Source organism: Roseateles sp. P1_C6 (assembly GCF_056406315.1).
Map to the genome: position 1 here is coordinate 348,727 of NZ_JBFUAK010000004.1, position 25,555 is coordinate 374,281.

A 25,555-nucleotide genomic window follows, 5' to 3' on the forward strand; every position below is an offset into this window, starting at 1 on the left:
GACCTCGCGATTGCCATGACCACCCGCACCGTCTTCGGCGCCTGCCCCCACGACTGCCCCGACACCTGCGCCATGCAGGTCACCGTCGAGAACGAACGCGTCATCAAGGTGCAGGGCCGCGCCGACCACCCCAACACCCACGGCGCGCTGTGCACCAAGGTCTCGCGCTACCCGGAGCGGACTTACCACGCCGACCGCCTGCTGCACCCGCTGAAACGCGTCAGCAAGAAGACCGAGGCACCGGCCTTTGTGCAGGTCAGCTGGGCCGAGGCCATCGCCGACATCGCCGCGCGGCTGAAAGCGATTGCCGACCCGCAGGCCATCCAGCCCTACAGCTATGCCGGCACCATGGGCCTGATCCAGGGCGAGGCCATGGCCGGGCGCCTGTGGAACGCGCTGGGCGCCGCGCGACTGGACCGCACCATCTGCGCCTCCGCCGGTGGCGCGGGCCTCGCGGCCACCTACGGCCACAAGCTGGGCATGCACACGCGCCATTTCGCGGGCGCCAAGCTCATCATCATCTGGGGCAGCAACTCCATCGCGTCCAACCTGCATTTCTGGACCTATGCCAACCAGGCCAAGCGCGAAGGCGCCAAGCTCATCTGCATCGACCCGCGCAAGACCGAGACGGCCGACAAATGCCACCAGCACATCGCCGTGCTGCCCGGCACCGATGGCGCGCTGGCGCTGGGGCTGATGCATGAGCTGATCGCCAACGACTGGCTGGACCGCGACTACATCGAACGCCATGTGGACGGCTGGAACGAGCTGCGCGAGAAGGCGCTGGCCTGGCCGCCGGAGCGCGTCGCCGCGACCTGCGGCATCAGCGCCGATGAGGTGCGCCAGCTGGCGCGCGACTACGCCGACAGGGATGTCACAAAAGCGCCCGCCGCCATCCGCATGAACTACGGCCTGCAGCGCGTGCGCGGCGGCGGCAATGCCGTGCGCCTGATCGCGCTGCTGCCCTGCCTGACCGGCGCATGGCGGCACCAGAGCGGCGGCGTGCTGCTGTCGGCTTCGGGCTGGAATGCGCCGTTCAAGAACGCCAACCTGGAACGCCCGGACCTGCTGGCCGGACGCAACCCGCGCATGGTCAACATGAGCACCATCGGCGACGCACTGCTGGCGCCGGCCTCGCCCGAGTTCGGCCCGAAGATCGAAGCGCTGATCGTCTACAACAGCAACCCGGTGGCGGTGGCGCCCGAGTCGCCCAAGGTCGTGAAGGGCTTCCAGCGCGAGGACCTGTTCACCGTCGTGCTGGAGCACTTCATGACCGACACGGCCGACCTGGCCGACTACGTGCTGCCGGCCACGACGCAGCTGGAGCACCTGGACGTGCACACGTCCTACGGCCACACCGACGTGCTGATGAACCAGCCCGCTGTGCAACCGCTGGGCGAGGCCAAGGCCAACACGCAGATCTTCCGCGAGCTGGCCGCGGCGATGGGCCTGACGGACCCGGCCTTCAGCGACAGCGACGAGCAGCTGGCGGCCCAGGCCTTCACGGCCGACATCGACATGGCCCTGCTGCGCGAGCAGGGCTGGCAGCCGCTGCCCATCGCCGAGGCGCCGTTTGCCCACGGTGGCTTCCGCACGCCCAACGGCCGTGCGCAGGCCGCCGGCGCCGACTACGTGCCCAACTACGAAAGCGCCCAGGCCTCGCCCGAGCTGGCCGCGCGCTTCCCGCTGGCCATGATCTCGCCGCCGGCGCGCAACTTCCTGAACTCCAGCTTCGTCAACGTGAAGAGCCTGCGCGACATCGAAGGCGAGCCGTTGATCGAGATGCACGCCGACGACGCCGCCGCGCGCGGCCTGGCCGACGGCGCGCTGGTGTCGGCCTTCAACGACCGGGGCCGATACGTCGCCAAGCTCAAGGTCAGCAAGCGCGCGCGGCCCGGCGTCGTCAACGGCCTGGGCATGTGGTGGCGCAAGCTGGGCGCGCAGGGCACCAACGTCAACGAGGTCACGCACCAGCGCCTGACGGACATGGGCAACGCGCCGGCGTTCTACGACTGCCTTGTCGAGGTGGAAGCGGCTTGATCCGGCGCGGGTTGCTTGTTGCCGCTGCTGTGCTCGCACTGAGCGGCTGCGGCGCCGTCGGCCACTGGGGCCAGGCCGCCGGCGGGCACCTGGCCATCGTGCGCGCGGCCAAGCCGGTGGACGACTGGCTGGCCGACCCCACGACGCCGAACGACCTGGTCGAGCGGCTGCGGCTGTCGCAGCAGATGCGCGACTTCGCCAGTGCGCGCCTGGCGCTGCCCGACAACAACAGCTACCGCCGCTATGCCGACCTCGGCCGCACGGCGGTGGTCTGGAACGTTGTCGCTGCGCCGGAGTTCGGCTTCGAGCTCAAGACCTGGTGCTACCCCATCATGGGCTGCGCCGGTTACCAGGGCTGGTTCAACCTCGACGAGGCCAGGAAGCGCGCGGATGCGCTGAAGGCCGAGGGCTGGGAGGTGCAGGTGCAACCCATCCCCGCCTACTCCACGCTGGGCTGGAGCCGCTGGCTGGGCGGCGACCCGCTGCTGAACACCTTCATCCGCTACCCCGAGGGCGAGCTGGCGGCGATGATCTTCCACGAGCTGGCCCACCAGCGCGTCTATGCCGGCGACGACACCGGCTTCAACGAGGCCTATGCCAGCGCGGTGGAGCTGCTGGGTGCGCGTGAATGGCTGGCCGCCAAGCCCGACGCGCTGGCCGCGTTCGAGTCGGGCCGCGCGCGGCGGGCCCGCTTCCTGGCGCTGGCACGTGAGGGGCGAGCGCGGCTCAAGGCCGTCTACGCCGGCCCGGCCGACGCGCGTCCAGAGGCCAAGGCCGCCGTCATGGCCGAGCTGCGCGAGCGCGCGCCCAGGGAGGCGCCGGGCTACGAAGCCTGGTTCCAGCGCGCCAACAACGCCAACTTCGCCATCCTCGCCGCCTACGACGACCTGGTGCCGGCCTTCGTGCGGCTGTTCGAGCGCGAGGGGCGCGACTGGGTGAAGTTTCACGCCGCCGTCGAGCGGCTGAGGCCGCTGTCGCGCGAGGAGCGCCGAGCTACATTGAAAGGCCTTGATGGAGGCCTTGTTGATGAAGCTGACCCTGCGCCGCGTCAAACCCGCTGACGCCGCTGCCATCGCCGAACAGTTCGGCGACCCCGAAGTCTTTGGCGGCACGCTGCAGCTGCCGTTCGCCAGTGAGGAGATGTGGACCCAGCGCATCGCCGGCATGAACCCGCCGGCGCCGGGCTCCAATGAACTGGTGCTGTGCGCCGTGCTGGGCGACAAGCCCGTGGGCCTCGCCGGGCTGCACCCGGTCGGCCCGTCGGTGCGCCGCCGCCACGCGATGGGGCTGGGCGTCACCGTCGCCAAGGCTTCGCAGGGGCAAGGCGTCGGCCAGGCGCTGATGGCAGGCCTGCTGGACTACGCCGACAACTGGGCGCAGATCCTGCGCATCGAGCTGACGGTCTATCACGACAACGCGCGGGCGATACGGCTGTACGAGCGGCATGGCTTCGAGCTGGAGGGCCGGCTCAAGGCCTATGGGCTGCGCAATGGCGTCTACGAGGACGTGCTGACGATGGCGAGGCTGCATCCGAGGCAGCCGTTGGTCCGGCCGTCCAACTGACGTCGCGCTACCCGCAGACGTTGTAGGTCGTCACCGCCTGGGTTTTCAGATCGCACTCGAAAACCAGCGTGACGCCCTCGGCGTCGCCGCTTCGGCCCCACATTGAAAAGCCGATGGCTGCCGGGGGCGGGATCAGCACGATCATTTCGCTGGGTTGCTCGCCGGGAAGGTTGGGCGCCCGCTCGCAAAAGGCCTCCCACGACTCTTTCACTGGCATGCCTGCCTCCATTGGAATGAAAGGCAGCAACTCGGGATAGCCGCGGTAGGGCCAGTTCGGGGTGGGCTCGCCCAAAACACCGGATGTGATGCTGATGCTTCGCGAGTCCTTGAAGTCGTATCGCAGCAAACCACTGTCGTAGAACAGTCCGTGGACCAATGGCAATTGCCACACGCTGCGAGGAGCACCGTGGGCGTTGAAATGGCTGAGGTGGATGGTCGCAAGGTGGTGCAGAGGCTTGGCAAGGTTTTCTCCAGTCACCTCTCGCTCCAGCGGACCACCGAACCAGGAAGTCGAATGTCTGAGGCTCTGCACCAATGGCGTCACCGTGCCGGAGTGATAGACGACAGCGAGGGTTTCACTCATGGGCAGGGCGACTCAAGGCTGGCGGTGGAGCGGCTGATTTCGGCCAATCGGCGCTCAAGATGTGCGAGCCGTTTAATGATCGCGTCTCGGTTCTTGGCCGCCTTCATCCAGACCGGTAGACGTGAGAGGAGCGACGCGTTGCCAGAGCCGCCGCGTCGTCCGCGCAGCGTCGCTGAGACATACCCCTTGAGAATCTGAAGGTGGGCGGCGTTGTAGGCCCACACGGGTCCGTGCCTTCCTGCGTCTACCAAATACAGCGGCATGCCGAAATGCGGATCGTGGCAACCCGTTGCATCGAACGCCGGTTGCGCTTCCAGAACCACTGCCGAGCTGTGGTGGCAAGCAAGGCATTCAACATCGACGGCATCGATGACTTCACGCGGCCAACCGGACTGTCTGATCCGCGGTCTTAGCCATTGGTGGCCGCAGTAGCCGCATGACCGTCTGCCTGACAGCACCACCGCACCAACCCAATCTCCACGCGTGGAGTCCAGCGTCAGTTCGCAAGCCTTGCATCGAAAGCCCGCATGCCATTGCCAGCCGCTTCGTTCTCCGCTCACCGGGCCGGGTGCCTGGCAACGGATACACAGCACCCAGACTTCTCCGGCGAGCTCGTGCAGGTAGCGTCCTTCGTCAACGTGGCGACTGGGAGGGGTTGCACGGGATGCTGCTGGCATAGGGACGGAACTCAAATGGCGTGTTCAGGGCAATGCCTGCGCCCGCGCCGCCACATACAGCCGATACCACTCATCCCGGCTCAGCTGAATCTTCATTGCATCGCCACAGGCTCGAATCCGCTCGGGATTCCCGCTGCCGATGACCGGTTGAATGCCCGCCGGGTGCCGCAGCAGCCAGGCCAGCAGCACGGCGTTGGCCGTCGTGCGATGAGTCTCTGCAATCTCGTGCACCACCTTCGCCGCGGTCGACGCCGCCGGATCGTTGAACCGCCCCTGCGCCAGCGACCCCCAGGCCTGGATCTGCACGCCATGCTGCTGCGCGTACTCCAGCGTGCCAGCCCAGCCGATGCCGCCGGGCCGCGTCGTGGCCTGCGGGTCGTTGAAGGTGGTGCCCACGTCGATGGCGTCCAGCTTGGCCAGGCTCAGCTCCAACTGGTTGGCGACAATGGGCTCGGCGAGTGCCGTCTGCAGCCAGCGCATCTGCCCGGCATGCATGTTGGACACGCCCAGATGACCCACCTTGCCTGCCGCCTTCAAGCGACCGAAAGCGCGCGCGACTTCGGCGGGTTCCACCAGTGGGTCGGGACGGTGCAGCAGCAGGATGTCGATGCATTGGACCGACAGCCGCTTCAGGATGCCGTTGACGCTGGCTTCGATGTAGTCGGCGCTGAGGTCGTAGCGGCCGGGGTTGTGGTCGTCGCTGAAGCGGATGCCGCACTTGCTCTGCAGCCGGATCCTGCCGCGCAGCCCCGCGTCGCGCTTGAGCAGTTCGCCGAACACGGCCTCGGCCTTGCCGCGGCGGTAGATGTCGGCGTGGTCGAACAGCTTGATGCCGATGTCCAACGCGGCCTCGACGGCGGCATGCGCGTGGGCAACGTCGGCCTCGGTGATGGGGCCGTCGCTCCAGTCGCCGCCCAGGGCCATGCAGCCGTAGACGAGCGGGCCGACGTCGATCAGGTGGGCGTTCAGGGGCAGGGCGCGGGTCATCGCGAGAAGGTCAGGCAATGGACGTGGGGCCGGCATCATGCGCGAGCGGGTGACCGCTGCGCCAGCCGAACAAGCCCGCCAGCGCGGCGGTCAGGCCCGCGGCGATGGCCGTCAGGCTGGCCAGCCGCAGCAGGCGGCGACGCTGCCGGGCGCTGAGCCGCGGCTTGCGGCCTGGGTGGTGCGCGAGGTCTTGCACCAGCACGATCTCGTGCTGGCGCTCTTCGATGATCTGGGCCAGCGCGTCGCCGTGCTCCAGCCGCCGGGCCAGGTCGCGCACGGCGTCCAGCTCGCGCTCGCGCACGCGCAGGCCCGGCGCCTTCAGCCGGCTGCCCAGCGAGCGGGCACGCAGGAACAAGGCCTTGGCGGCCAGGCGGTCGACCTGGCAGCCCCAGCCGGCGTCCAGGCAACTGGCGAGATTGAACGTGGCGTCCGCATGGCCTTGGGCGGCGGCGGCGGTGTACAGGGCAATGCCGCGCGCGGCGTCGGCCGGGCCACCCCAGCCGGCGACGAGCATGCGGCCGAGGTTGAACTTGGCCGTCAGGCTGCCGTCGGCGGAGGCACGTTCGAAGCGCTCGCGCGCCTGCACGGGGTCGCGCGGCAGCCCCAGGCCTTCGAGCTGGCAAAAGGCCAGCAGCGCCAAACCCTCGGCATTGCCCGAGTCCGCGGAGACGCGGAACCAGTAGACCGCCTGCTCATGGTCGGGCTCGTCGGCGCGGAAATGCGTCAAGCCCGCGTCGAGCGGGTCGAGGGTGTACAGGTCGTGGTCGGCAAGGCGCATGAATCCTCCCTGGGCTGCAGCGGGCTTGATGCCCGACTTTTGCGGCGCGAAGTATCCGTGCAAACGCTGAATGAGGGTGTGACCGGAGGCTTCTCGCGTAGAGTGCATCGCAGCCGACAAGGAGAGCCGCAGATGGCCGAAATCCGCATCCACCGAGACCACGCGCTGGGCCTTCAGCGCGCGCGAGAGATTGCCTGGAAATGGGCCGAGCAGGTCGAAGAGAAGTTCGACATGGAATGCACGGTGCACGAGGGCGACGACGGCGACACCGTGGCGTTCACGCGCTCCGGTGTGAAGGGCGAGCTGACGGTCGCCGCCGATCACTTCGACCTCGTCGCCCAGCTGGGATTCCTGCTGGGCGCCTTCAAGAAAACCATCGAGGGCGAGATCGAGAAGGAGCTGGACACGCTGCTGGCCGCGGGTGCCAAGAAGAAGGCGCCGGCCAAGAAAAAACCGGCTTGAAGCCGGTTGTTCGATGGCACAGAGCGTCGCGGCATCGGATCTGGGCCGAGCGTCGGGCCGCTCCTAAGCCGGCCCGCGTTCAACGCGGCCAGGCTGGGCGAGGGGCAAACTACTTCAGCGATTCGATCAGGTCGATGTACTGCTGCTGGGCGTCGTCGGTGCCGGTGCCCTTGAGCTCGTTCCACGCGTCCCACTTGGCGCGGCCGACCATGTCGGTGAAGCCAGGGCGCTTGCCATCCACGTCGCCGGCGCTGCCCTGCTTGTAGAGGGCGTACAGCTTCAGCAGCGTGGCGTTGTCGGGCCGCTCGGCCAGGTTCTTGGAGTCGGCGACGGCGGCTTCGAATTGGTCTTTCAGGCTCACGGGGTTCTCCAGGCTGATCAGGGGCGTCGATTCTCATGACAATCGACCGAGGCCCATGAGTTTAGGCCGCGAAAAACAACGCATCGAGGAGACCGATTTGGGCCCAAGCAGCGAACGCATGTCAAAGGTGGATACCGCCTGGCTGCGCATGGACACCGAGGCCAACCTGATGATGATCGTCGGGGTCTGGTCCATCCGCCCCGGCATCACGTTGGCGGCCCTGCGCGAGCGCGTGGCCGAGCGGCTGCTGCAGTACCCGCGCTTTCGGCAGAAAGTGGTCGAGGATGCACTGCTGGGTGCGCAGTGGGTGGCGGACCGCGACTTCGACATCGCCCGCCACGTCATCGCCGAGGTGCCGCTGCCGCTGCGCGGCCAGAGCCGCGACGAGGTGCTGCGCGAGCGCGTGGCCGAGTTGTGTTCCGAGCCGCTGGACCCGGCCCACCCGCTGTGGCAGTTCCAGCTCATCGAGGACATGGGTGACGGCACCAGCGCGCTGATCGCCCGCATCCACCACTGCATCGCCGACGGCATCGCGCTGATCGCGGTGATGCTGTCGATCACCGACGGCGGCAAGGCACCGCCCAAGCGTGCGGCCAAGGTCGAGGAGGAGCCGGACTGGCTGCTCGACGCCTTCCTGCGCCCCATCAGCAACATGACGGTGAAGGCCATCGGCCTGACCGGCAAGGGCGTGTCCAAGGGAGTGGACACGATGATGTCCGCCGGCACGCCGATGGACGCGTCGATGGAGATGGCCCGCATGGGCTACCAGGCGGTGTCCGACGTGGCGGCCTTCGCGCTGATGCCCGACGACTCGCCGACGCGGCTCAAGGGCAAGCCCGGTTCGAAGAAGACCGTGGCCTGGGACGACAGCCTGGCGCTGGACGAGGTGAAGGCCGTGGGCAAGGCGCTGGGCGCGTCCATCAACGACGTGCTGCTGGCCTGCGCGGCCGGCGCCATCGGCAAGTATCTGGCCGACAAGGGCGAGGACCCGGCGGGCAAGGAAATCCGCGCGATGGTGCCGGTCAACCTGCGCCCGCTGGAGCAGGCCTGGCAGCTGGGCAACCGCTTCGGTCTGGTGCCGCTGGTGCTGCCCATCGGCATCGCCAACCCCATCGAGCGGCTGTTCGCGGTGCGGGCGCGCATGAGCGAGCTGAAGGGCAGCTTCCAGCCCGTGATGGCCTTCGGGCTGCTGTCGGTGGCGGGCCTGTTGATCAAGCCGGTGCAGCACGCGATGCTGAACCTCTTCGCCAAGAAGGCAACGGCCGTGATGACCAACGTGCCCGGCCCGGCCGAGGCGCTGAAGTTCTGCGGCGCGACCGTGGAGAAGGTGATGTTCTGGGTGCCGCAGTCGGGCGACATCGGCATGGGCGTCAGCATCCTGACCTATGCCGGCCGCGTGCAGTTCGGCCTCATCACCGACACGGGCCTGTGCCCCGACCCCGAGGCCATCATTGCCAACTTCGCGCCGGAGTTCGAGAAGCTGCTGATGCTGTCGCTGATGATGCCGTGGGACAGCGACGCGGCCTGAGCCGCGCGTTGATCAGGACATGCCGGGGCTGGACGCCGGCGTCGCAGGCTTCTTGGCCTTGGGGCGGCCCGCGGCGCTGGGGTAGGCGCGCATGACCAGCGACGGGTCGGCCTTGTCGAGGTAGGCGGCCAACTGCTCCTCGCTGCAGGGCTTGGCGTCGGCGTAGTACTGGGTGTCGCCGGGGTGCTTGTCGCCACGGTACTCGGGCGCGTTGCCGGCCGGCTGGTGGGCGATGAAGCTGGCATGGCTTTGCGCGCAGCCGGCCCGCAGCTCGGAGCGGGCCTTGGCCGTGTCGGCGTCATCCGCCGCGAAGGCGGCGCAGGCGGCGAGGCAGGCGAGTGCGGTGAGCAGGGTTTTCACGGCGGTCTCCTTGGAAAGTCCAGTGACTTTCAACATTAGGTCGGCCGGCGCGCAAAAACAAAAGGCGCTCCGGGGAGCGCCTTGTCTGGTCACCAATCGAAACAATCAGAGGCGGAAGGGCTCGGCCTTCTTCTTCGTGGTCGGGCGGCCGGCGGCGGTCGGGTAGGCAGCCATCACCTTGGCCGGGTCAGCCTTGTTGTCCAGGTAGGCGGCGTACTGCTGCGACGTGCAGGGCAGCAGCTTGCCGGGCTTGGCTTCGCCCTTGTACTTGCCGTTGGCGTAGACGAACTGGTACTCGTTGGCCGCGACCGGCGTGGCGATGCTGCTGGTGTCGCTGTAGCTCTGGGCGCACTCGGCGCGCAGCTCGGCTTGCTCAGGCGTGGCGTTGTTGGCGGCCTGGGCGGTGAAGGCGGTCACGGCTGCGAGGGCGGGGATCAGGAACTTCATGGCGCGGTCTCGTCTCGTTGAAGGGGGGTGGTTGACGGGACGAAGCTTACGTCGCGACGCGCCGGCTTGCACCCCCGGAAGCACGGGTGGGCAGGGCGTGACGCAGTTCACGAACGCCCGCCGCGACCGTGAACTATGACCGCTTCCCTGCATGGAAGCGGGTTCGCAAGGCACGGGTCAAGACGCACGTCTTGGCCCCGGTCCCTGCTCACTCCTCAAGCTCCTCTTTGGCCAGCTCGATGTCCAGCAACTCCATCGCGTCCATCGCGTCGCAGGCGGCGGCGTCCGCGTAGAGCTTCTCGGCCTCCTTCATGCGCTTGTCGCCTTCCAGCATGACCAGGCCGTTGGCGCGCTCGATCATCGCGATCGCGCTGGTCGGATTGAGCTTGATGGCCTGCTCGAACATCTTCAACCCGGTGGCCGTGTCGGCCCCCTGCGTGCGACCCAGCAGCTTGCCGACCTTGTCGATCACTTCGGCATGGAAGGCGCCCAGCGCAATGTGCGCGTCGGCATGCTTGGGCGCGAGGGTGATGGTGGTCTCCAGCGCGTTCTTGACCTTGCTGCCCAGCCCTTGCGCCAGCGCCTTGGCGACGCTGATGCCCTGGCCGTAGCGACCGATGGCGTAGGCCTGCCAGTAGTAGGCGTTGGGGTTCTTGGGCTCCTCGGCCTGCTGCGCTTCCGCGCGCTCGGCGATCTCCAGGAACATCTCCAGCTTCACCTTCTCCTTCTTCTCCAGGTAGTTGGCGTAGATGCCCTGGGCCTTGTTGGCGACCGTGACGCCGGCGCCGCCGGCGGCCAGGCCCGCGTCGTAGGCGGCCTGGAAGTCACCTGCATGGAAGTGGATCCAGGCCTGCACCACGGCAGCGTCCTTGGGGAAGGGCTCGGCATCGCCGGCATGCAGCCGCGCCCAGTGCTTCTTCAGCGTGGCCGGCGTGTAGACGAAGGCGCTGTTGTCGTAGGGGAAGGCGGTCCACTTGGCCATGACACTTGTCTCCTTCAGGGTTGTGATTGGTATTGGCCGGCGAGCTTGAAGAGGTGGTCCTTGGACGCAGGCTCGAGGTAGGGTAGCAGCAGGCTTAAAGCGTGGAAGGCGCCGCGCATCAGCGCCGCACCGGCACGGTCCGGCTCCAGCGCGTGGCGCGGGTCGCGCACGTATTCGTAGCTCAGCCAGTAGCTGACGACGACGACCATCGCGTTGGCGGTCGGGGCGGCCTCGCGCAGCTCCATCTTCAGCGCGCCGCCCAGGTGCAGGCCCGACAGCACATGCCGCATCGCCTGCTCCTTGGCCGTCAGCAGCGTCTGAAAGTGCGTCTCCAGGCGGCGGTTCTTGAACAGCAGGTCGTTCAGGTCGCGGTACAGGAAGCGGTGCTTCCAGATCAGCTCGAACAGCATGTGGAAGAACAGCCAGGCGTCCTCCACGTTGCGCACGTTGTCGGCGGCGGCCAGCAGCTCGTTGAGCTCGGCCTCGTAGCGGCCGAAGAGGGCGTTGACCAGCTCGTCCTTGGCCGGGTAGTGGTAGTACAGGTTGCCCGGGCTGATCTTCAGTTCGGCCGAGATCAGCGTCGTCGACACATTGGGCTCGCCGAAGGCGTTGAAGAGATCGAGCGTGACCTCGAGGATGCGCTCGGCGGTGCGACGGGGTTTCTTGGGCGGGGGCATGCTCGGGGCATTCTGGCAGCCCGCGGCACGAACGGGGACCGACTCCTAGAATTCTGCGCCATGCCGATTCAGACCTCCGCGCCCGCCATCTCGTTCGAGAACGTCAAGAAAACCTACCGGGGAGGGCAGCTGAAGGCGCTGGACGGGGTGAGCTTCGACATCCAGCCCGGTGAGTTCTTCGGCCTGCTGGGCCCCAACGGCGCCGGGAAGACGACGCTGATCAGCGTGCTGGCCGGCCTGACCAAGGCCACCGAGGGCCGCGTGCACGTGATGGGCCACGACGTCGTGGACGACTACGCCGCGGCTCGCAAGGCGCTGGGTGTCGTGCCGCAGGAGCTGGTGTTCGACCCCTTCTTCAGCGTGCGCGAATCGCTTCGCATCCAGAGCGGCTACTTCGGCGTGCATGGCAACGACGCCTGGATCGACGAGCTGCTGCACAACCTGGGCCTGGCCGACAAGGCCAACGCCAACATGCGCCAGCTGTCCGGCGGCATGAAGCGCCGTGTGCTGGTCGCGCAGGCGCTGGTGCACCGGCCGCCGGTCATCGTGCTGGACGAGCCGACGGCGGGCGTGGACGTGGAGCTGCGCCAGACGCTGTGGCAGTTCATCGCTCGCCTGAACAAGGAAGGCCACACGGTGCTGCTGACCACGCACTACCTGGAAGAAGCCGAGGCGCTGTGCCAGCGCATCGGCATGCTGAAGGCCGGCCGCATCGTCGCGCTGGACCGCACCTCGCAGCTGCTGGCCGGCACGGCGTCGACGATGCTGCGCTTCAAGACCGACGCGGTGCTGCCGCCGGACATTGCGGCGAGGGCCCGCGTGACGGGCCGCATCGTGCAGGTCACCGCACACGACGCGAACGAGGTCGAGACCACGCTGGCCGCGTTGCGCCAGGTGGGCTGCCCCGTTGAGGATCTGGAGATCGGCCGCGCCGACCTGGAAGACGTGTTCCTGGAAATCATGCAGGGAGAGCACGCATGAACGGCGCCTCCACCCTGTTCAAGAAGGAAGTGCTGCGCTTCTGGAAGGTCGCCTTCCAGACCGTGTGCGCGCCGGTGCTGACGGCGGTCATGTACCTGCTGGTCTTCGGTCACACGCTGGAAGACCATGTGAAGGTCTACGACAGCGTCGGCTACACGCAGTTCCTGATCCCCGGCCTGGTGATGATGAGCGTGCTGCAGAACGCGTTCGCCAACAGTTCGTCCAGCCTCATCCAGAGCAAGATCACCGGCAACCTGGTGTTCCTGCTGCTGACGCCGCTGTCGCCGCTGGCCTGGTTCGTCGCCTACGTGGGCGCGGCCGTCGTGCGCGGCCTGGCCGTGGGCGCGGGCGTGCTGTTGGTCACCGCGTGGTTCGCGCCGCCGGGGCTGGACAACCTGCTGTGGGTGCTGACCTTCACCGTGCTGGGCGCCGGCCTGATGGGCACGCTGGGCCTGATCGCCGGCCTGTGGGCCGAGAAGTTCGACCAGCTCGCCGCCTTCCAGAACTTCATCATCATGCCGATGACCTTCCTGTCCGGTGTCTTTTACTCGGTGCATTCGCTGCCGGGCTTCTGGCAGGGCATCAGCCACCTGAACCCGTTCTTCTACATGATCGACGGCTTCCGGCGCGGCTTCTTCGGCGTCAGCGATGTGTCGCCTTGGCTGAGTCTGGGCGTCGTCGGTATCAGCTTCGCCGTCACGGCGGGCCTGGCTTTGTCGCTGCTCCGACGCGGCTACAAGATCCGCTCCTGAAAAGAGTGGTTTGCGCGGCCCCGAAGGGGCGTGGCGCCATCCCTCCCTAGAATCCCGGGTTTCCACCGAGGACCGTGATGGCCGACCCGACACCGCAAGACGTGCGCGATTTCATTGCCGCAGGCCTGCCCTGCGCGCATCTGGAAGTCGAGGGCGACGGCCGCCATTTCTTCGCGACCATCGTGTCGGATGAGTTCAACGGCCTGTCCCGCATCAAGCGCCACCAGCGGGTCTACGCGGCGCTGGGCGAGCGCATGCGCGAGCAGATCCATGCGCTGTCGATGAAGACGCTGAGCCCTGAAGAATGGAGCGCGAAATGAGCGGTTTGACCCTCGCGCTCTCCAAGGGCCGCATCTTCGAAGAGACGCTGCCGCTGCTGCGCGCCGCGGGCATCGAGGTGCTGGAAGACCCCGAGACCTCGCGCAAGCTCATCCTGCCGACCAACCGTGACGGCGTGCGCGTCGTGCTCGTGCGCGCGAGCGACGTGCCGACCTACGTGCAGTACGGCGGCGCCGACCTGGGCGTGGCCGGTCGCGACGTGCTGCACGAGCAGGCGCTGGCGCAGGGCGGCTCGCACGGCCTGTACCAGCCGCTGGACCTGAAGATCGCCCGCTGCCGCATGAGCGTCGCGACGCGCGCCGACTTCGACTACGCCGCCGCCGTGAAGCAGGGCTCGCGCATCCGCGTCGCCACCAAATACACCGAGATCGCCCGCCAGCACTTCGCCGACAAGGGCGTGCACGTGGACCTGATCAAGCTTTACGGCTCCATGGAGCTGGCGCCGCTGACCGGCCTGGCCGAGGCCATCGTCGACCTGGTCTCCACTGGGGGTACGCTGCGCGCGAACAAGCTCGTCGAGGTGGAGCAGATCATGGACATCTCGTCCCGCCTGGTCGTCAACCAGGCCGCGCTGAAGCTCAAGCGTGACGCGCTGCGGCCGCTCATCGACGCCTTCGCCGGGGCAATCGCATGAAGCTCGTCCGCCAACTCTCGACTGCCGCCGCCGACTTCGCCACCGAGTTCGAGCGCCTGCGTTTCTGGTCGGCTGCCGACGATGCCGCCATCGAAAGCCGCGTTGCCGAGATCCTGGCCGACGTGCAGCAGCGCGGGGACGTAGCCGTGCTGGACTACACCGCCCGCTTCGACCGCGTGAATGCGGACAGCGTGGCCGCGCTGGAGATCACGCCGGCCGAGTTGCAGGCTGCGCTCGCCTCGATCACGCCGGCTCAACGCGACGCGCTTGAAGCCGCCGCCAAGCGCGTGCAGACCTATCACGAGCGCCAGCTCGACGCCTGCGGGCGCAGCTGGAACTACCGGGACGAAGACGGCAACCTGCTCGGCCAGAAGGTGACGCCGCTTGACCGTGTGGGCATCTACGTGCCGGGCGGCAAGGCGGCCTACCCGAGCAGCGTGCTGATGAACGCCATTCCCGCGCGGGTCGCCGGCGTCGGCGAGATCATCATGGTCGTGCCCACGCCCGATGGCGTGCGCAACCCCCTGGTGCTGGCCGCAGCCGCCGTGGCGGGCGTGCACCGCGTGTTCACCATTGGTGGCGCGCAGGCCGTGGCGGCGCTGGCCTACGGCACGGCCACCATCCCGCGCGTCGACAAGATCACCGGCCCGGGCAATGCCTATGTCGCGTCGGCCAAGAAACACGTCTTTGGCCAGGTCGGCATCGACATGATTGCCGGCCCGAGCGAGATCCTCGTCATTGCCGACGGCACGACGCCGCCGGACTGGGTGGCGATGGACTTGTTCAGCCAGGCCGAGCATGACGAGCTGGCGCAGAGCATCCTGCTCAGCCCCGATGCTGCCTTCCTGGATGCCGTGAGCGCCAGCATGGACCGCCTGGTCGACGAGATGCCGCGTGAAGCGGTCATCCGCGCGTCGCTGGCCGGCCGCGGTGCGCTGATCCTGACGCGCTCGATGGAAGAGGCCTGCGAGATCAGCAACGCAATAGCCCCCGAGCACCTGGAGATCAGCGCCGCCGACCCGCAGCGCTGGGAGCCGCTGCTGCGCCATGCCGGCGCGATCTTCATGGGCGCCTACACGAGTGAATCGCTGGGCGATTACTGTGCCGGCCCCAACCATGTGCTGCCGACGGCCGGCACCGCGCGCTTCTCGTCGCCACTGGGCGTCTACGACTTCCAGAAGCGCAGCAGCATCATCGAAGTGAGTGCCGAGGGCGCGCAGAGCCTCGGCCGCATCGCCAGCGAGCTGGCGCACGGTGAGGGCTTGCAGGCCCACGCGCGTGCTGCCGAGTTCAGACTGAAATGACCTTCGGGCCGCGTCCACGGGCGCGGCCCCCAGCCTGAAAACTCCGCTAACCAGCGCGAGGTTGAAGCGCGCGCACCGGTTGGGCTACGCTGCGCCGATGGCTTTGCGGCGTCGCGATCTCCTGCTTTCATCGGCCGTGGCTCCGTTGGCGGCCCATGCCGCACCGCGCCGCCTGCGTATCCCCCATGTGTCGGCCAAGGCCGAGCTGGCGCGCACCTATCCGGCCGTGCTGCTGGAACAAGCCCTTGCCGCGGCCGGCATCCCTGCCACGCTGGAGCCGACACCCGAACTGATCCCGCAGCACCGCGCGCTGCAGGAACTCGGTCGGCGCGGCGGGCGGCTGGACGTGCTCTGGACCATGACCTCGGTCGAGCGGGAGCAGCAGGCCCTGCCCATCCGCGTGCCCATCTTCAAGGGCTTGTACGGTTGGCGGCTGTTGCTGGCCGCGCCCGATGTGGCCGAGCGCATGCGCGACGTGCAGACGCTGGGTGACCTGCGGCAGTTCTCCATGGTGCAAGGCCTGGAGTGGCCGGACACCAGCATCCTGCAGGCCAACGGCCTGAAGGTGGTCGTTTCGGCCGGCTACGACGCGATGTTCAAGCAATTGCGCCTGGGCCGCGCCGACGCCTTCCCGCGCTCGGTCGAGGAGGTCTGGTGGGAACAGGAGCGTTACGGCCAGGGCTTGGTCGTCGTGCCGCATCTCTGCCTGCACTACCCGGCGGCCGTGTATTACTTCGTCGCGCCGGACGAGGCCGAGCTGGCGCGCGCCATCGAGCTGGGCCTGCAGCGGCTTCGCGCCAGCGGCGCCTTCGATCGCCTGTTCCTGCAACACCATGGCGACGACCTGGCCCGCGCCCGCTTGAGCACCCGCAAGATCATCGAGTTGCGCAACCCGCTGCTGCCACCGCAGACGCCGCTGGACAAGCCGGAACTCTGGTACCGGCCCTCGTGAGTCATTTCGACACGAAGTTCGTGCAACACGAACTTCGTGTTAATCTGCGGCCATGAAGAATGTCACCGTGTCGATGGACGACGCCGTGGCCGAATGGGCCCGGCTGGAGGCGGCTCGGCGCAACACCAGCGTGTCGCGCCTGCTCGGCGAACTGCTCGCCGAGAAGATGCAGCACGACGACGCCTACGAGCGCGCGCTGCAGGACTGGCTGCACCGCGAGCGCGCCTGGTCGTCGGACGGCCAGCCCTATCCAGGCCGAGGCATCGTCTGATGAAAGACCCGGTCTTCGTCGACACCTCCGTGCTGCTGTTCAGCGAGGACGGTGCCCGCCCGGCCGAGCGCGAGCAGGTGCTGGCCTGGCTGCGCGAGCTGTGGGCCACGCGCCGCGGCCGCGTGTCGGTGCAGGTGCTGAACGACTTCTATCTGCTGTCCACCCGCCAGGTCAGCCCCGCCATGCCGCAGGGCGACGCGCGCGCCGAGGTGCGCCGCTACCAGCACTGGCACCCCTGGGGCACCGACCAGGCCACCGTCGAATCCGCCTGGTCGCTGGAAAGCCGCTTTGGCCTGCCGTTTGCCGACGCGCTGGTCGTTGCCAGCGCCAAGGCCCAGGGCTGCACCCGCCTGCTCAGCCTCGCCCTGCCGCACGATGCCGTCTACGACAGCGTGCAGGTGCTCAACCCCCTCGTCACCCCACCATGAGTCTCGACCAGGCCCTCGAAAAAATCCGGCCCGACGTGCTCGCCGCGCAGGCCTACGTCGTGCAGCCCAGCACCGGCTTCGTCAAGCTGGACGTGATGGAGAACCCCTACCGGCTGCCTGCCGACCTGCAGCGCGCGTTGGGCGAGCGCCTGGGCGCCGTCGCCATCAACCGCTACCCGGCCGAGCGCACCGCCGACCTGGCCGCCGCGCTGAAGGCGCATGCTGGCCTGCCCGAGGGCTGTGGCATCACGTTGGGCAATGGCTCGGACGAGCTCATCAGTCTGCTGACGCTGGCCGTGTCCAAGCCGGGCGCGGTCGTGCTGTCGCCGCTGCCCAGCTTCGTCATGTACGAGATGTCGGCGCGCCACCAGCATCTGCGCTTCGTCGGCGTGCCGCTGCGTGCCGCGGACTTCGAGCTGGACGAGGCCGCCATGCTGGCGGCGATCGCTGAGCACCGGCCGGCGCTGGTCTACCTGTCCTACCCCAACAACCCGACCGGCAACCTGTGGGACGCCGGCGCCATCGAGCGCATCGTCGCGGCCGCCCCCGGCCTCGTCGTCATGGACGAGGCGTACCAGCCGTTCGCATCCAGCGACAGCCTCGCGCTGATGGCCCGCCACCCTCATGTGCTGGTCATGCGCACCATGAGCAAGTTCGGCCTGGCCGGCGTGCGCATCGGCTACCTGTGCGGCGCGCGTGAGCTGGTGGACCAGATCGAGAAGCTGCGCCCCCCCTTCAATGTCAGCGTGCTGAACGCCGAGGCCGCGCTGTTCGCGCTGGAACATGCCGGTGTCTACGCGGCCCAGGCTGCCGAGCTGCGCCAGCAGCGCGAGCGTGTTTTCACGGCGCTGCAGGCGCTGCCAGGCATCGCGCCCTGGCCCAGCCAGGGCAATATGATCCTGGCCAGGGTGCAGGACGCGGCCGCCACCTTCGCGGCGCTGAAGGTGCGCGGCGTGCTGATCAAGAACGTTTCCGCCATGCATCCGCTGCTGGCGAACTGCTTGCGAATCACCATCGGCGCGCCCGATGAAAACACCCGGCTGCTGGCCGAACTCACGAGCTGCCTGTCATGAACGCCCCCGCCCTCGCTCCCGCCTCCCCCCGCACCGCCGAAGTCACCCGCAACACCCGCGAGACCCGCATCACCGTGCGCGTCAACCTGGACGGCACGGGCCAGTCCAAGCTGCACACTGGCATCGGCTTCTTCGACCACATGCTGGACCAGATCGCCCGCCACGGCCTGATCGACCTGGACATCCACTGCGAGGGCGACCTGCACATCGACGGCCACCACACCGTCGAGGACGTCGGCATCACGCTGGGCATGGCCATCGCCCAGGCGGTGGGCGACAAGGCTGGCCTGACACGCTACGGCCACAGCTATGTGCCGCTGGACGAGGCGCTGTCGCGCGTCGTCATCGACCTGTCCGGCCGCCCGAGCCTGCACATGGACGTCAAGTTCACGGCCGGCAGCATCGGCGCCTTCGACACCCAGCTCGCGTTCGAGTTCTTCCAGGGCTTTGCCAACCTCGCGCTGGCCACCGTGCACATCGACAACCTGAAGGGCCACAACGCCCATCACCAGGCCGAGACCATCTTCAAGGCCTTCGGCCGCGCGCTGCGCATGGCGACGACGGTCGACCCGCGCTCCATCGGTGTCATCCCGTCGACGAAGGGGTCGCTGTGACCCGCACAGTCGCCGTGGTCGACTACGGCATGGGCAACCTGCGCTCCGTGTCGCAGGCCGTCATCCACGTCGCCCAGGGCACGGGCTTCGAAGTCGCCATCACCTGCGACCCCAATGTGGTGCGCGCCGCCGAGCGCGTCGTGCTGCCGGGCCAGGGCGCCATGCGCGACTGCATGCGCGAGCTGGCCGACTCGGGCGTGAAAGAGGCCGTGCTCGAAGCCGCCGCCAGCAAGCCGCTGCTGGGCGTGTGCGTGGGCATGCAGATGCTCCTGGACCACAGCGAAGAGCAGGACACGCCCGGCCTGGGCCTCATCCCGGGGCGTGTGCAGCGCTTTCGCCTGGAAGGCCGGCTGCAGGACGACGGCAGCCGCTTCAAGGTGCCGCAGATGGGCTGGAACCGCGTGCACCAGGCCCAGCCGCACGCGCTGTGGGATGGCATCCCGGACGAAAGCTGGTTCTACTTCGTGCACAGTTTCTACGCGACCACCGCGTTGCCGGAACACAGCGCCGGCGAGACCGACTACGGCGCGCGCTTTACCTGCGCGGTGGCCCGGGATAATATTTTTGCGACCCAATTCCACCCCGAGAAAAGTGCCGCGCTGGGCCTCGCCCTGTACCGCAATTTCCTTCATTGGAACCCCTGACCGTCTCACATCGGTCCGCACTCTCTCGCCCACCTTCCCACGCTCCCTCCGGCCATGCTGCTGATCCCTGCCATCGACCTGAAAGACGGTCGCTGCGTCCGCCTCAAGCAAGGCGACATGAACGACTCCACCACCTTCGGCGAAGACCCCGCCGCGATGGCGCGCCGCTGGCTTGACGCCGGCGCGCGCCGCCTGCACCTGGTGGACTTGAACGGCGCCTTCGCGGGCAAGCCCGTCAACGAGCCGGCCATCAAGGCCATCATCAAGGAGATCGGCGACGAGATCCCCATCCAGCTCGGCGGCGGCATCCGTGACCTCGACACCATCGAGCGCTACCTGGACGACGGCCTCAGCTACGTCATCATCGGCACGGCCGCGGTGAAGAACCCCGGCTTCCTGAAGGACGCCTGCAGCGCCTTCGGTGGCCACATCATCGTGGGCCTGGACGCCAAGGACGGCAAGGTCGCGACCGACGGCTGGAGCAAGCTGACCGGCCACGAGGTCATCGACCTGGCCAAGAAGTTCGAGGACTACGGCATCGAAGGTGTCATCTACACCGACATCGGCCGCGACGGCATGCTGACCGGCATCAACATCGAGGCCACGGTCAAGCTGGCCCAGGCGCTGACCATCCCCGTCATCGCCTCGGGCGGCCTTTCGGACATCGCCGACATCGAGCGCCTGTGCGCCGTCATGGGCGACGGCGTCGAGGGCGTCATCTGCGGCCGCTCCATCTACACCGGCGCGCTGGACTTCACGGCCGCCCAGGTGCGGGCGGACGAGCTGATCGCAGCGGCCGGCTGAGGCGTCAGCCCTTGCGGCGGCGGGCGAGCAGCGTCAGCACGCCCAGGCCGCCGAGCATCAGCGCATAGGTCTCCGGCTCCGGCACCGCGGTGACGAAGGTGCGGATCTCGCCGCCAGGGAACGTCGTCGTGTGGATGTTGAAGTAGGCGTTCCCCGACATCAGGTTGCTGATCAGGCGGGCCTCGGCCAGCGCCGCAGTGCCGCCGCTGGCGGTCAGGAAGGTGGCGCTGTACTGGTTGCTCTGCGTCAGGTCGATGATCCTGACGTAGGAGCCCGACGTCACGCCCAGCGGAAAGCTCGGCAGGATGCCACCCTGCGCCAGGGCGACGCCGGCCGTGCCGGTGTTGGGATCGACGGTGCAGCAATGGATGTGCGCGTTGCTGGTGTTGCCCGACAGCCCCGACCAGCTGGCGTTGATCAGCAGGCTGTGGCCGTCGTCGTCGTACTCCAGCGACAGCGTGCCGGTGCCGGTGGCGCCCACGGCCTCGGCCGCAAAGTTGCCCGCAAACAGCACGGAGTGGGCCGAAGCGGCGCTGGCGCCCAGGGCGAGTGCAGCGGCGAGCAGGGCAGGGGACGTCAGTCTCATCGTCATCTCCAGTTGTGGTGGGTGAACTTGCGAAGCTCCGCATTGAGCGCTTGTTCAGATCCCTCGCGAAGCCCCTAACCATCGAGGGAATAATCCGGTACTCGTTTCCGTCTGCCCTCTTCATGCTCGCCAAACGCATCATTCCCTGCCTGGACGTCACCGCTGGCCGCGTGGTCAAGGGCGTCAACTTCGTCGGCCTGCGTGACGCGGGCGACCCGGTGGACATCGCCGCGCGCTACAACGAGCAGGGCGCCGACGAGCTGACCTTCCTCGACATCACCGCCACCAGCGACGGCCGCGACCTCATCCTGCCCATCATCGAAGCCGTGGCCAGCAAGGTGTTCATCCCGCTGACGGTGGGAGGCGGCGTGCGGGCCGTGGCCGACGTGCGGCGGCTGTTGAATGCCGGTGCCGACAAGGTCAGCTTCAACTCCGCCGCCGTGGCCGACCCCGAGCTGATCCGCGCGGCCAGTGACAAGTACGGCGCCCAGTGCATCGTCGTCGCCATCGACGCCAAGCGGCGCGCTGACGGCACGGGTTGGGATGTCTACACGCATGGTGGCCGCAAGAACGTGGGCCTGGATGCCGTCGAGTGGGCGCGCAAGATGGCCGAATTGGGCGCCGGCGAGATCCTGCTGACCAGCATGGACCGCGACGGCACCAAGAGCGGCTTCGACCTGGCATTGACCCGGGCCGTGTCCGATGCCGTGCCGGTGCCCGTCATCGCGTCCGGCGGTGTCGGCTCGCTGGACCACCTGGCCGACGGCATCACGCTGGGCGGTGCCGATGCGGTGCTGGCGGCCAGCATCTTCCACTTCGGCGAGCACACGGTGGGTGAGGCCAAGGCGCTGATGGCGGCGCGCGGCATCCCGGTTCGCCAGTGATGGGAGAGGTTCGGATCATTGGCGGCCAATGGAAGCGCTCCAAGCTGCCAGTCCCCGACCTGCCTGGCCTGCGCCCCACGTCCGACCGCACCCGTGAGACGCTGTTCAACTGGCTGGGCCAGACGCTGACCGGCTGGCGCGTGCTGGACGCGTTCGCCGGCAGTGGGGCGCTGGGCTTCGAGGCCGCATCGCGTGGCGCGGAGGCCGTCGTCATGATCGAGCGCGAGGCGGTGTTAGTCGACGGGCTGCGGGCCAGCCAGAAGCGCCTGCAGGCCGCCGCCATCACCATCCACCGCGCCAACGCGCTGAACTGGATGACGGCTTGCGCGGACCGCTTCGACCTCGTCTTTCTGGACCCGCCGTTCGCGGACGACCTCTTCGACCGCGCGCTGGCCGCTGCGCAGCCGCTGGTGGCCGAAGGCGGGCTGATCTACGTGGAGTCGCCCGGCGAGATCCCGCCGCCCCCCGGATTCACCGCCTGGCGCCAGGGCCGCGCCGGGGCTGTGCACTACCAATTGCTGCGTCGCGAGGACAATCCGGCCACATGACCTCGCGCACCACCATCACCGCCGTCTACCCCGGCACCTTCGACCCCATCACGCTGGGCCACGAGGATTTGATGCGCCGGGCCGCAGGCATGTTCGAGCGCCTGGTGCTGGCCGTCGCCGTGGGTCATCACAAGAAGACGCTGTTCTCGCTGGAGGAGCGGCTGGAGATGGCGCAGGAGGTGGCGGCACCGCTGGGCAATGTCGAGGTCATCGCCTTCGACGGCCTGCTGCGCGATTTCGTGCGCGCTCATGCCGGCCGCGTCGTCGTGCGCGGCCTGCGCACCGGTGGCGACTTCGAATACGAATTCCAGATGGCCGGCATGAACCGCAAGCTCATGCCCGAGGTCGAGACCATCTTCCTGACGCCCGGCGAGCACCACCAGTACACGTCCAGCACCTTCGTGCGCGAGATCGCGACGCTGGGCGGCGAGGTGGCCGAGTTCGTGTCGCCCGGCGTGCTGGCGCGGCTGAACGAGCGCTGCGGCAAGGAGGGCTGACGATGGCGCTGATGATCACGGACGAATGCATCAATTGCGATGTCTGCGAGCCGGCCTGCCCGAACAACGCGATCTCGATGGGCGAGGAGTTCTACCAGATCGCCCCGGACAAGTGCACCGAATGCGTGGGGCACTTCGACGAGCCGCAGTGCGTGATGCTGTGCCCGGTCGCCTGCATCCCCATCAACCCGGCCCACATCGAGAGCCGCGAGACGCTGATGCAGAAGTACCAGCGGTTGACGGCCGCCGGCTGAGCGCGCTTCAGGCCGTCGTGATGTCGGGCTGACGCGCCATCACTTCCACGACCCAGTCGATGAAGGTGCGCAGCTTGGCGCTGACATGCCGGTTTGGCGGGAAGGCCACGTAGAGCGGCATCACGTCGACCTGCCAGCCTTCGAGCAGCGGCAGCAGTTCGCCACGTGCGACATGGGGTTCGGCCATGTAGCGCGGCAGCCAGAGCGCGCCCAGGCCGGCCACGCCGGCGGCAAGGTAGGCGTTGCCGTCGTCCACCGCCAGCACGTGGCGGCCCTGGAGTTCGACGGTCTCGCCGTTGCGGTGCATCGTGGTGGGCGCCACCTGGCCGCTGCGCCAGCGCAGGTAGCCGACGATGCGGTGGGGCTCCTCGGCCAGGTCGCGCGGATGCGCTGGCCGGCCGGTGCGCTGCAGGTAGGCGGGTGCTGCGTAGATGCCCATGGGCAGCGCGCCGACGCGGCGCGCCATCAGCGTGGAGTCGGCCAACTCGCCGCCACGCAGCACGCAGTCGACGTTGTCGCCGATGACGTCGACCATGCGGTCGCTGACGCCCATGTGCAGCTGGATCTCGGGGTAGCGGGCGTGAAAGTCCGGCAAGGCCGGCACAAGCACCAGGCGCGCGAGCGGGCTGGGAACGTCCACGCGGAGCCGGCCCTTCAGCGCCGCGGCGGCGTCGGACAGGCTGGTGTCGGCGTCTTCCAGGTCGGCGAGCAGGCGCACGACGCGCTCGTAGTAGGCCGCGCCGTCCTCGGTCACGCGCACCTGCCGCGTCGTGCGATGCAGCAGCTTCACGCGCAAGCGCGCCTCCAGCTGCTGCACGAGTTGCGTGACGGTGGTCTTGCTCACATCGAGCGCGCGGGCGGCCTTCGTGAAGCTGCCGCTCTCCACGACGCGGGCGAAGGCCTGCAGCGCATCGAAACGGTCCATGGATGTGGGCTCCGATTGTTTGGCGGCGGCAAAAAGTGATTGTGGGGCCGGCCGGTTTATCGGCGCGGGCGGCATGCCTAGAGTGGCCGCCATCCCCTTCACCAAGAGAAAGCGCTCACCATGTCTTCCACGCGCGATGCCGTCTTCCCCGCCGGCCGCCAGGCGCTGTATGAGCGCAACCGCTATTCGCCGGCCGTTCGTTCCAACGGCTTCCTGTTCGTGTCGGGTCAGGTCGGCAGCCGGCCAGACGGCTCGCCAGAACCGGCACTGCAGCAGCAGGTGAGGCTGGCATTCGAGAACCTGAACGGCATCCTCGCCGCGGCCGGCTGCTCCTTCAACGACGTGGTGGACGTGACCGTCTTCATCGTCGATCCGGCGACGCACTTCGAGGCGGTCTGGCCGATCGTCATGGAGCACTGGGGCGACGCGCCCTACCCGACGCTGACCGGCGTCGGCGTCACCTGGCTCTACGGCTTCCAGTTCGAGATCAAGGTCATCGCGAAGGTGCCGGATGCCGCAGCAGCCTGAAACCCTCTCGGTGCATCACGGTTGGCCGAGGGTTGCCTTCAGCACCTGGGCCAGCCGCGCGCCCGCGATGGTCAGCTGCCGGCGCTTGATGAGGTCGGCCTTGGCGCTGTAGCCGCTGGGCAGCGCAACATTCCAGTGCGAGCCCTGCTTGGCCGAGAACTTCAGGCCCTCGAAGGCGAGACCCGCCTGGTCCAGGGACTGCGTGGCCCAGCGGGCCGGCCAGTCGACGGGGTCGCCCAGGTTGGGGTGGATCTTGCGTGCCTCGGCCACCCAGGCGGCGTCGACGCGCTTGGGCTTGAACTTGTCGGGCACGCCGTCCCAGATGGTGTGCAGCTTGAGGGGGCCGAAGCCGGCCGTCACGGGGCCATCGGGCCCTGCGCCGACGGGGGCGGGCGGCGGTGGGGGCGCGGGTGGCGTGTTGCCGATGATCCACAGGCTGTTGCCGCCAACGGTGAACGTGCCCTCGTCCAGGCCGGTCTTGTCGGGGTCGACGCGCCGGCCCTGGGCGTCCAGGTAGACGGCGCCGACATGCAAGGGCTGGTGCATGTCGCCCACCAGGTGCACGAGCACGAGCAGCGCCTCGCGCTGGCTCTTGAAATGCGGCGGGCCGTCGGCAGGCTTGCCTTGCAGCACCAGGATGGCCGTGCGCAGCGCACCGACGACGTCGTCGGCGCGCGTACCGACGAAGCCCAGCAGGTAGCGGCTGCGCTGCAGCGTGATGTCGGCGTAGTGTGTCTGGCGGTGGCAGCTGTCCTCGTCCATGCCGATCTGGCACTGGCGGTCGTTGCGCTTCACGTAGTCGGCCATCTCGGTGATGCGCGCGGGCGTTTCCAGCGGGACGCACTCGGCGTACTTGCCCGGCGCGGGGTAGGTGTAGCCGTGGCTGGGCGAGATGCCTTTCACGCAGTCGGCCCAGAGCGAGGCCAGCGGCAGCGGGATGTCACCCAGCAGCGCGGCGACACGGGCCTCGGTCGGCGTGCCCTTGAGCAGGCCGGCGGCGATCGTCGCCACGGTCTGGTGGCCGTCCGGCCCCCAGGCGTGGGCGGCGAGGGGCATGGCGATCAGGGCGGCAGCAAGCAGGCGGCGCATAGG

At 68.3% G+C, this 25,555-nt stretch carries 34 protein-coding genes; 22 read left to right on the forward strand and 12 right to left on the reverse strand.

The features are described from left to right. The first annotated feature begins 15 nt into the window (after nucleotides 1-15). From AC1D29_RS10285 to AC1D29_RS10295, 3 genes are read left to right on the forward strand one after another with little or no spacing between them, the layout of a single operon-like run. Complete coding sequence (locus AC1D29_RS10285) at nucleotides 16-2,040, forward strand: molybdopterin-containing oxidoreductase family protein (protein WP_477896852.1); 2,025 nt, start codon at nucleotides 16-18, stop codon at nucleotides 2,038-2,040. A 29-nt stretch (nucleotides 2,041-2,069) separates the two neighbouring features. Further along, nucleotides 2,070-3,101: an aminopeptidase gene (locus AC1D29_RS10290; protein ID WP_477896854.1), complete on the forward strand. Its 1,032-nt coding sequence runs from the start codon at nucleotides 2,070-2,072 to the stop codon at nucleotides 3,099-3,101. Next, entirely contained in the window at nucleotides 3,067-3,603 is a 537-nt protein-coding gene (locus tag AC1D29_RS10295; protein WP_477896855.1) for a GNAT family N-acetyltransferase, read from the forward strand. The genes AC1D29_RS10290 and AC1D29_RS10295 overlap by 35 nt, the downstream gene beginning before the upstream one ends. Nucleotides 3,604-3,610: 7 nt before the next feature. On the opposite strand, the gene AC1D29_RS10300 is transcribed toward AC1D29_RS10295, so the two are convergent. The 4 genes from AC1D29_RS10300 to AC1D29_RS10315 are packed head-to-tail and all read right to left on the reverse strand — an operon-like array spanning nucleotide 3,611 to nucleotide 6,628. Then, nucleotides 3,611-4,186 (reverse strand): hypothetical protein, encoded by a 576-nt coding sequence (locus AC1D29_RS10300; RefSeq protein WP_477896857.1) that lies wholly within the window; start codon nucleotides 4,184-4,186, stop codon nucleotides 3,611-3,613. Then, nucleotides 4,183-4,863 (reverse strand): hypothetical protein, encoded by a 681-nt coding sequence (locus AC1D29_RS10305; protein WP_477896859.1) that lies wholly within the window; start codon nucleotides 4,861-4,863, stop codon nucleotides 4,183-4,185. The genes AC1D29_RS10300 and AC1D29_RS10305 overlap by 4 nt, the downstream gene beginning before the upstream one ends. A 24-nt stretch (nucleotides 4,864-4,887) precedes the next feature. Continuing rightward, complete coding sequence (locus tag AC1D29_RS10310; protein ID WP_477896861.1) at nucleotides 4,888-5,850, reverse strand: aldo/keto reductase; 963 nt, start codon at nucleotides 5,848-5,850, stop codon at nucleotides 4,888-4,890. A gap of 10 nt (nucleotides 5,851-5,860) precedes the next feature. Continuing rightward, nucleotides 5,861-6,628 (reverse strand): tetratricopeptide repeat protein, encoded by a 768-nt coding sequence (locus tag AC1D29_RS10315; RefSeq protein ID WP_477896863.1) that lies wholly within the window; start codon nucleotides 6,626-6,628, stop codon nucleotides 5,861-5,863. A gap of 132 nt (nucleotides 6,629-6,760) precedes the next feature. Here AC1D29_RS10315 and AC1D29_RS10320 point away from each other — a divergent pair, with 132 nt between their 5' ends. Further along, the gene (locus AC1D29_RS10320) at nucleotides 6,761-7,090 is read left to right on the forward strand and encodes a polyhydroxyalkanoic acid system family protein (protein WP_477896865.1); all 330 of its coding nucleotides are present in this window, start codon (nucleotides 6,761-6,763) and stop codon (nucleotides 7,088-7,090) included. 109 nt (nucleotides 7,091-7,199) lie between these two features. Here the strand turns inward: AC1D29_RS10320 and AC1D29_RS10325 are convergent, their stop codons facing one another. Beyond that, nucleotides 7,200-7,451, reverse strand: a complete 252-nt coding sequence (locus tag AC1D29_RS10325) for an acyl-CoA-binding protein (RefSeq protein WP_477896867.1) — start codon at nucleotides 7,449-7,451, stop codon at nucleotides 7,200-7,202. Between the two features lie 118 nt (nucleotides 7,452-7,569). Between AC1D29_RS10325 and AC1D29_RS10330 the strand changes: the two genes are divergently transcribed. Beyond that, a complete protein-coding gene (locus AC1D29_RS10330) occupies nucleotides 7,570-8,979 on the forward strand; it encodes a wax ester/triacylglycerol synthase family O-acyltransferase (RefSeq protein WP_477896869.1) in 1,410 nt (469 codons plus the stop codon). Nucleotides 8,980-8,991: 12 nt separating this feature from the next. Here the strand turns inward: AC1D29_RS10330 and AC1D29_RS10335 are convergent, their stop codons facing one another. From AC1D29_RS10335 to AC1D29_RS10350, 4 genes are all read right to left on the reverse strand, one after another. Continuing rightward, nucleotides 8,992-9,339, reverse strand: coding sequence for a hypothetical protein (locus AC1D29_RS10335; RefSeq protein ID WP_477896871.1), 348 nt, complete (start codon nucleotides 9,337-9,339; stop codon nucleotides 8,992-8,994). Nucleotides 9,340-9,444: 105 nt separating this feature from the next. Continuing rightward, entirely contained in the window at nucleotides 9,445-9,786 is a 342-nt protein-coding gene (locus AC1D29_RS10340; RefSeq protein ID WP_477896873.1) for a hypothetical protein, read from the reverse strand. A 208-nt stretch (nucleotides 9,787-9,994) separates the two neighbouring features. Further along, nucleotides 9,995-10,768 carry a hypothetical protein gene (locus AC1D29_RS10345; protein ID WP_477896875.1) on the reverse strand — a complete coding sequence of 258 codons (774 nt, stop codon included), beginning with the start codon at nucleotides 10,766-10,768 and terminating at the stop codon, nucleotides 9,995-9,997. Nucleotides 10,769-10,782: 14 nt separating this feature from the next. Then, on the reverse strand, nucleotides 10,783-11,445 hold the full coding sequence (locus tag AC1D29_RS10350; protein WP_477896877.1) for a TetR/AcrR family transcriptional regulator: 663 nt from the start codon (nucleotides 11,443-11,445) through the stop codon (nucleotides 10,783-10,785). Between the two features lie 60 nt (nucleotides 11,446-11,505). On the opposite strand from AC1D29_RS10350, the gene AC1D29_RS10355 reads away from it, so the two are divergent. The 12 genes from AC1D29_RS10355 to hisA all read left to right on the forward strand — a co-directional run bounded on the left by AC1D29_RS10355 (nucleotide 11,506) and on the right by hisA (nucleotide 20,241). Next, nucleotides 11,506-12,426, forward strand: a complete 921-nt coding sequence (locus AC1D29_RS10355; protein WP_477896879.1) for an ABC transporter ATP-binding protein — start codon at nucleotides 11,506-11,508, stop codon at nucleotides 12,424-12,426. Continuing rightward, complete coding sequence (locus AC1D29_RS10360; protein WP_477896881.1) at nucleotides 12,423-13,178, forward strand: ABC transporter permease; 756 nt, start codon at nucleotides 12,423-12,425, stop codon at nucleotides 13,176-13,178. The genes AC1D29_RS10355 and AC1D29_RS10360 overlap by 4 nt, the downstream gene beginning before the upstream one ends. A 77-nt stretch (nucleotides 13,179-13,255) precedes the next feature. Further along, a complete protein-coding gene (locus tag AC1D29_RS10365; RefSeq protein WP_477896883.1) occupies nucleotides 13,256-13,498 on the forward strand; it encodes a BolA family protein in 243 nt (80 codons plus the stop codon). Next, nucleotides 13,495-14,151, forward strand: coding sequence for an ATP phosphoribosyltransferase (gene hisG, locus AC1D29_RS10370; RefSeq protein ID WP_477896885.1), 657 nt, complete (start codon nucleotides 13,495-13,497; stop codon nucleotides 14,149-14,151). The genes AC1D29_RS10365 and hisG overlap by 4 nt, the downstream gene beginning before the upstream one ends. Continuing rightward, the gene (gene hisD, locus AC1D29_RS10375) at nucleotides 14,148-15,455 is read left to right on the forward strand and encodes a histidinol dehydrogenase (protein ID WP_477896887.1); all 1,308 of its coding nucleotides are present in this window, start codon (nucleotides 14,148-14,150) and stop codon (nucleotides 15,453-15,455) included. The genes hisG and hisD overlap by 4 nt, the downstream gene beginning before the upstream one ends. Before the next feature lie 136 nt (nucleotides 15,456-15,591). Beyond that, nucleotides 15,592-16,407, forward strand: coding sequence for a substrate-binding periplasmic protein (locus AC1D29_RS10380; RefSeq protein WP_477896889.1), 816 nt, complete (start codon nucleotides 15,592-15,594; stop codon nucleotides 16,405-16,407). 52 nt (nucleotides 16,408-16,459) lie between these two features. Continuing rightward, complete coding sequence (locus AC1D29_RS10385) at nucleotides 16,460-16,678, forward strand: CopG family transcriptional regulator (protein WP_477896891.1); 219 nt, start codon at nucleotides 16,460-16,462, stop codon at nucleotides 16,676-16,678. Continuing rightward, entirely contained in the window at nucleotides 16,678-17,106 is a 429-nt protein-coding gene (locus tag AC1D29_RS10390) for a PIN domain-containing protein (protein WP_477896893.1), read from the forward strand. Before AC1D29_RS10385 ends, AC1D29_RS10390 begins: the two co-directional genes overlap by 1 nt. Continuing rightward, nucleotides 17,103-18,179, forward strand: coding sequence for a histidinol-phosphate transaminase (hisC, locus tag AC1D29_RS10395; protein WP_477896895.1), 1,077 nt, complete (start codon nucleotides 17,103-17,105; stop codon nucleotides 18,177-18,179). The genes AC1D29_RS10390 and hisC overlap by 4 nt, the downstream gene beginning before the upstream one ends. Continuing rightward, a complete protein-coding gene (hisB, locus tag AC1D29_RS10400; RefSeq protein WP_477896897.1) occupies nucleotides 18,176-18,793 on the forward strand; it encodes an imidazoleglycerol-phosphate dehydratase HisB in 618 nt (205 codons plus the stop codon). The genes hisC and hisB overlap by 4 nt, the downstream gene beginning before the upstream one ends. Further along, nucleotides 18,790-19,437 carry an imidazole glycerol phosphate synthase subunit HisH gene (gene hisH, locus AC1D29_RS10405; RefSeq protein ID WP_477896899.1) on the forward strand — a complete coding sequence of 216 codons (648 nt, stop codon included), beginning with the start codon at nucleotides 18,790-18,792 and terminating at the stop codon, nucleotides 19,435-19,437. The genes hisB and hisH overlap by 4 nt, the downstream gene beginning before the upstream one ends. Before the next feature lie 54 nt (nucleotides 19,438-19,491). Then, a complete protein-coding gene (gene hisA, locus AC1D29_RS10410) occupies nucleotides 19,492-20,241 on the forward strand; it encodes a 1-(5-phosphoribosyl)-5-[(5-phosphoribosylamino)methylideneamino]imidazole-4-carboxamide isomerase (RefSeq protein ID WP_477896901.1) in 750 nt (249 codons plus the stop codon). A 4-nt stretch (nucleotides 20,242-20,245) separates the two neighbouring features. On the opposite strand, the gene AC1D29_RS10415 is transcribed toward hisA, so the two are convergent. Then, nucleotides 20,246-20,827 carry a CHRD domain-containing protein gene (locus AC1D29_RS10415; RefSeq protein ID WP_477896903.1) on the reverse strand — a complete coding sequence of 194 codons (582 nt, stop codon included), beginning with the start codon at nucleotides 20,825-20,827 and terminating at the stop codon, nucleotides 20,246-20,248. 122 nt (nucleotides 20,828-20,949) lie between these two features. Here AC1D29_RS10415 and hisF point away from each other — a divergent pair, with 122 nt between their 5' ends. The 4 genes from hisF to AC1D29_RS10435 are packed head-to-tail and all read left to right on the forward strand — an operon-like array spanning nucleotide 20,950 to nucleotide 23,010. Next, on the forward strand, nucleotides 20,950-21,711 hold the full coding sequence (gene hisF / locus AC1D29_RS10420; RefSeq protein ID WP_477896905.1) for an imidazole glycerol phosphate synthase subunit HisF: 762 nt from the start codon (nucleotides 20,950-20,952) through the stop codon (nucleotides 21,709-21,711). Then, nucleotides 21,711-22,259 carry a 16S rRNA (guanine(966)-N(2))-methyltransferase RsmD gene (rsmD, locus tag AC1D29_RS10425; protein ID WP_477896907.1) on the forward strand — a complete coding sequence of 183 codons (549 nt, stop codon included), beginning with the start codon at nucleotides 21,711-21,713 and terminating at the stop codon, nucleotides 22,257-22,259. The genes hisF and rsmD overlap by 1 nt, the downstream gene beginning before the upstream one ends. Next, complete coding sequence (coaD, locus tag AC1D29_RS10430) at nucleotides 22,256-22,756, forward strand: pantetheine-phosphate adenylyltransferase (protein WP_477896909.1); 501 nt, start codon at nucleotides 22,256-22,258, stop codon at nucleotides 22,754-22,756. The genes rsmD and coaD overlap by 4 nt, the downstream gene beginning before the upstream one ends. A 2-nt stretch (nucleotides 22,757-22,758) precedes the next feature. Then, nucleotides 22,759-23,010, forward strand: a complete 252-nt coding sequence (locus AC1D29_RS10435; RefSeq protein WP_477896911.1) for a YfhL family 4Fe-4S dicluster ferredoxin — start codon at nucleotides 22,759-22,761, stop codon at nucleotides 23,008-23,010. Nucleotides 23,011-23,017: 7 nt separating this feature from the next. On the opposite strand, the gene AC1D29_RS10440 is transcribed toward AC1D29_RS10435, so the two are convergent. Beyond that, on the reverse strand, nucleotides 23,018-23,935 hold the full coding sequence (locus tag AC1D29_RS10440) for a LysR family transcriptional regulator (RefSeq protein ID WP_477896913.1): 918 nt from the start codon (nucleotides 23,933-23,935) through the stop codon (nucleotides 23,018-23,020). A gap of 120 nt (nucleotides 23,936-24,055) precedes the next feature. Here AC1D29_RS10440 and AC1D29_RS10445 point away from each other — a divergent pair, with 120 nt between their 5' ends. Beyond that, entirely contained in the window at nucleotides 24,056-24,463 is a 408-nt protein-coding gene (locus AC1D29_RS10445) for a RidA family protein (protein WP_477896915.1), read from the forward strand. Between the two features lie 15 nt (nucleotides 24,464-24,478). On the opposite strand, the gene AC1D29_RS10450 is transcribed toward AC1D29_RS10445, so the two are convergent. Beyond that, entirely contained in the window at nucleotides 24,479-25,552 is a 1,074-nt protein-coding gene (locus tag AC1D29_RS10450) for a S1/P1 nuclease (RefSeq protein ID WP_477896917.1), read from the reverse strand. Nucleotides 25,553-25,555 lie beyond the last annotated feature (3 nt).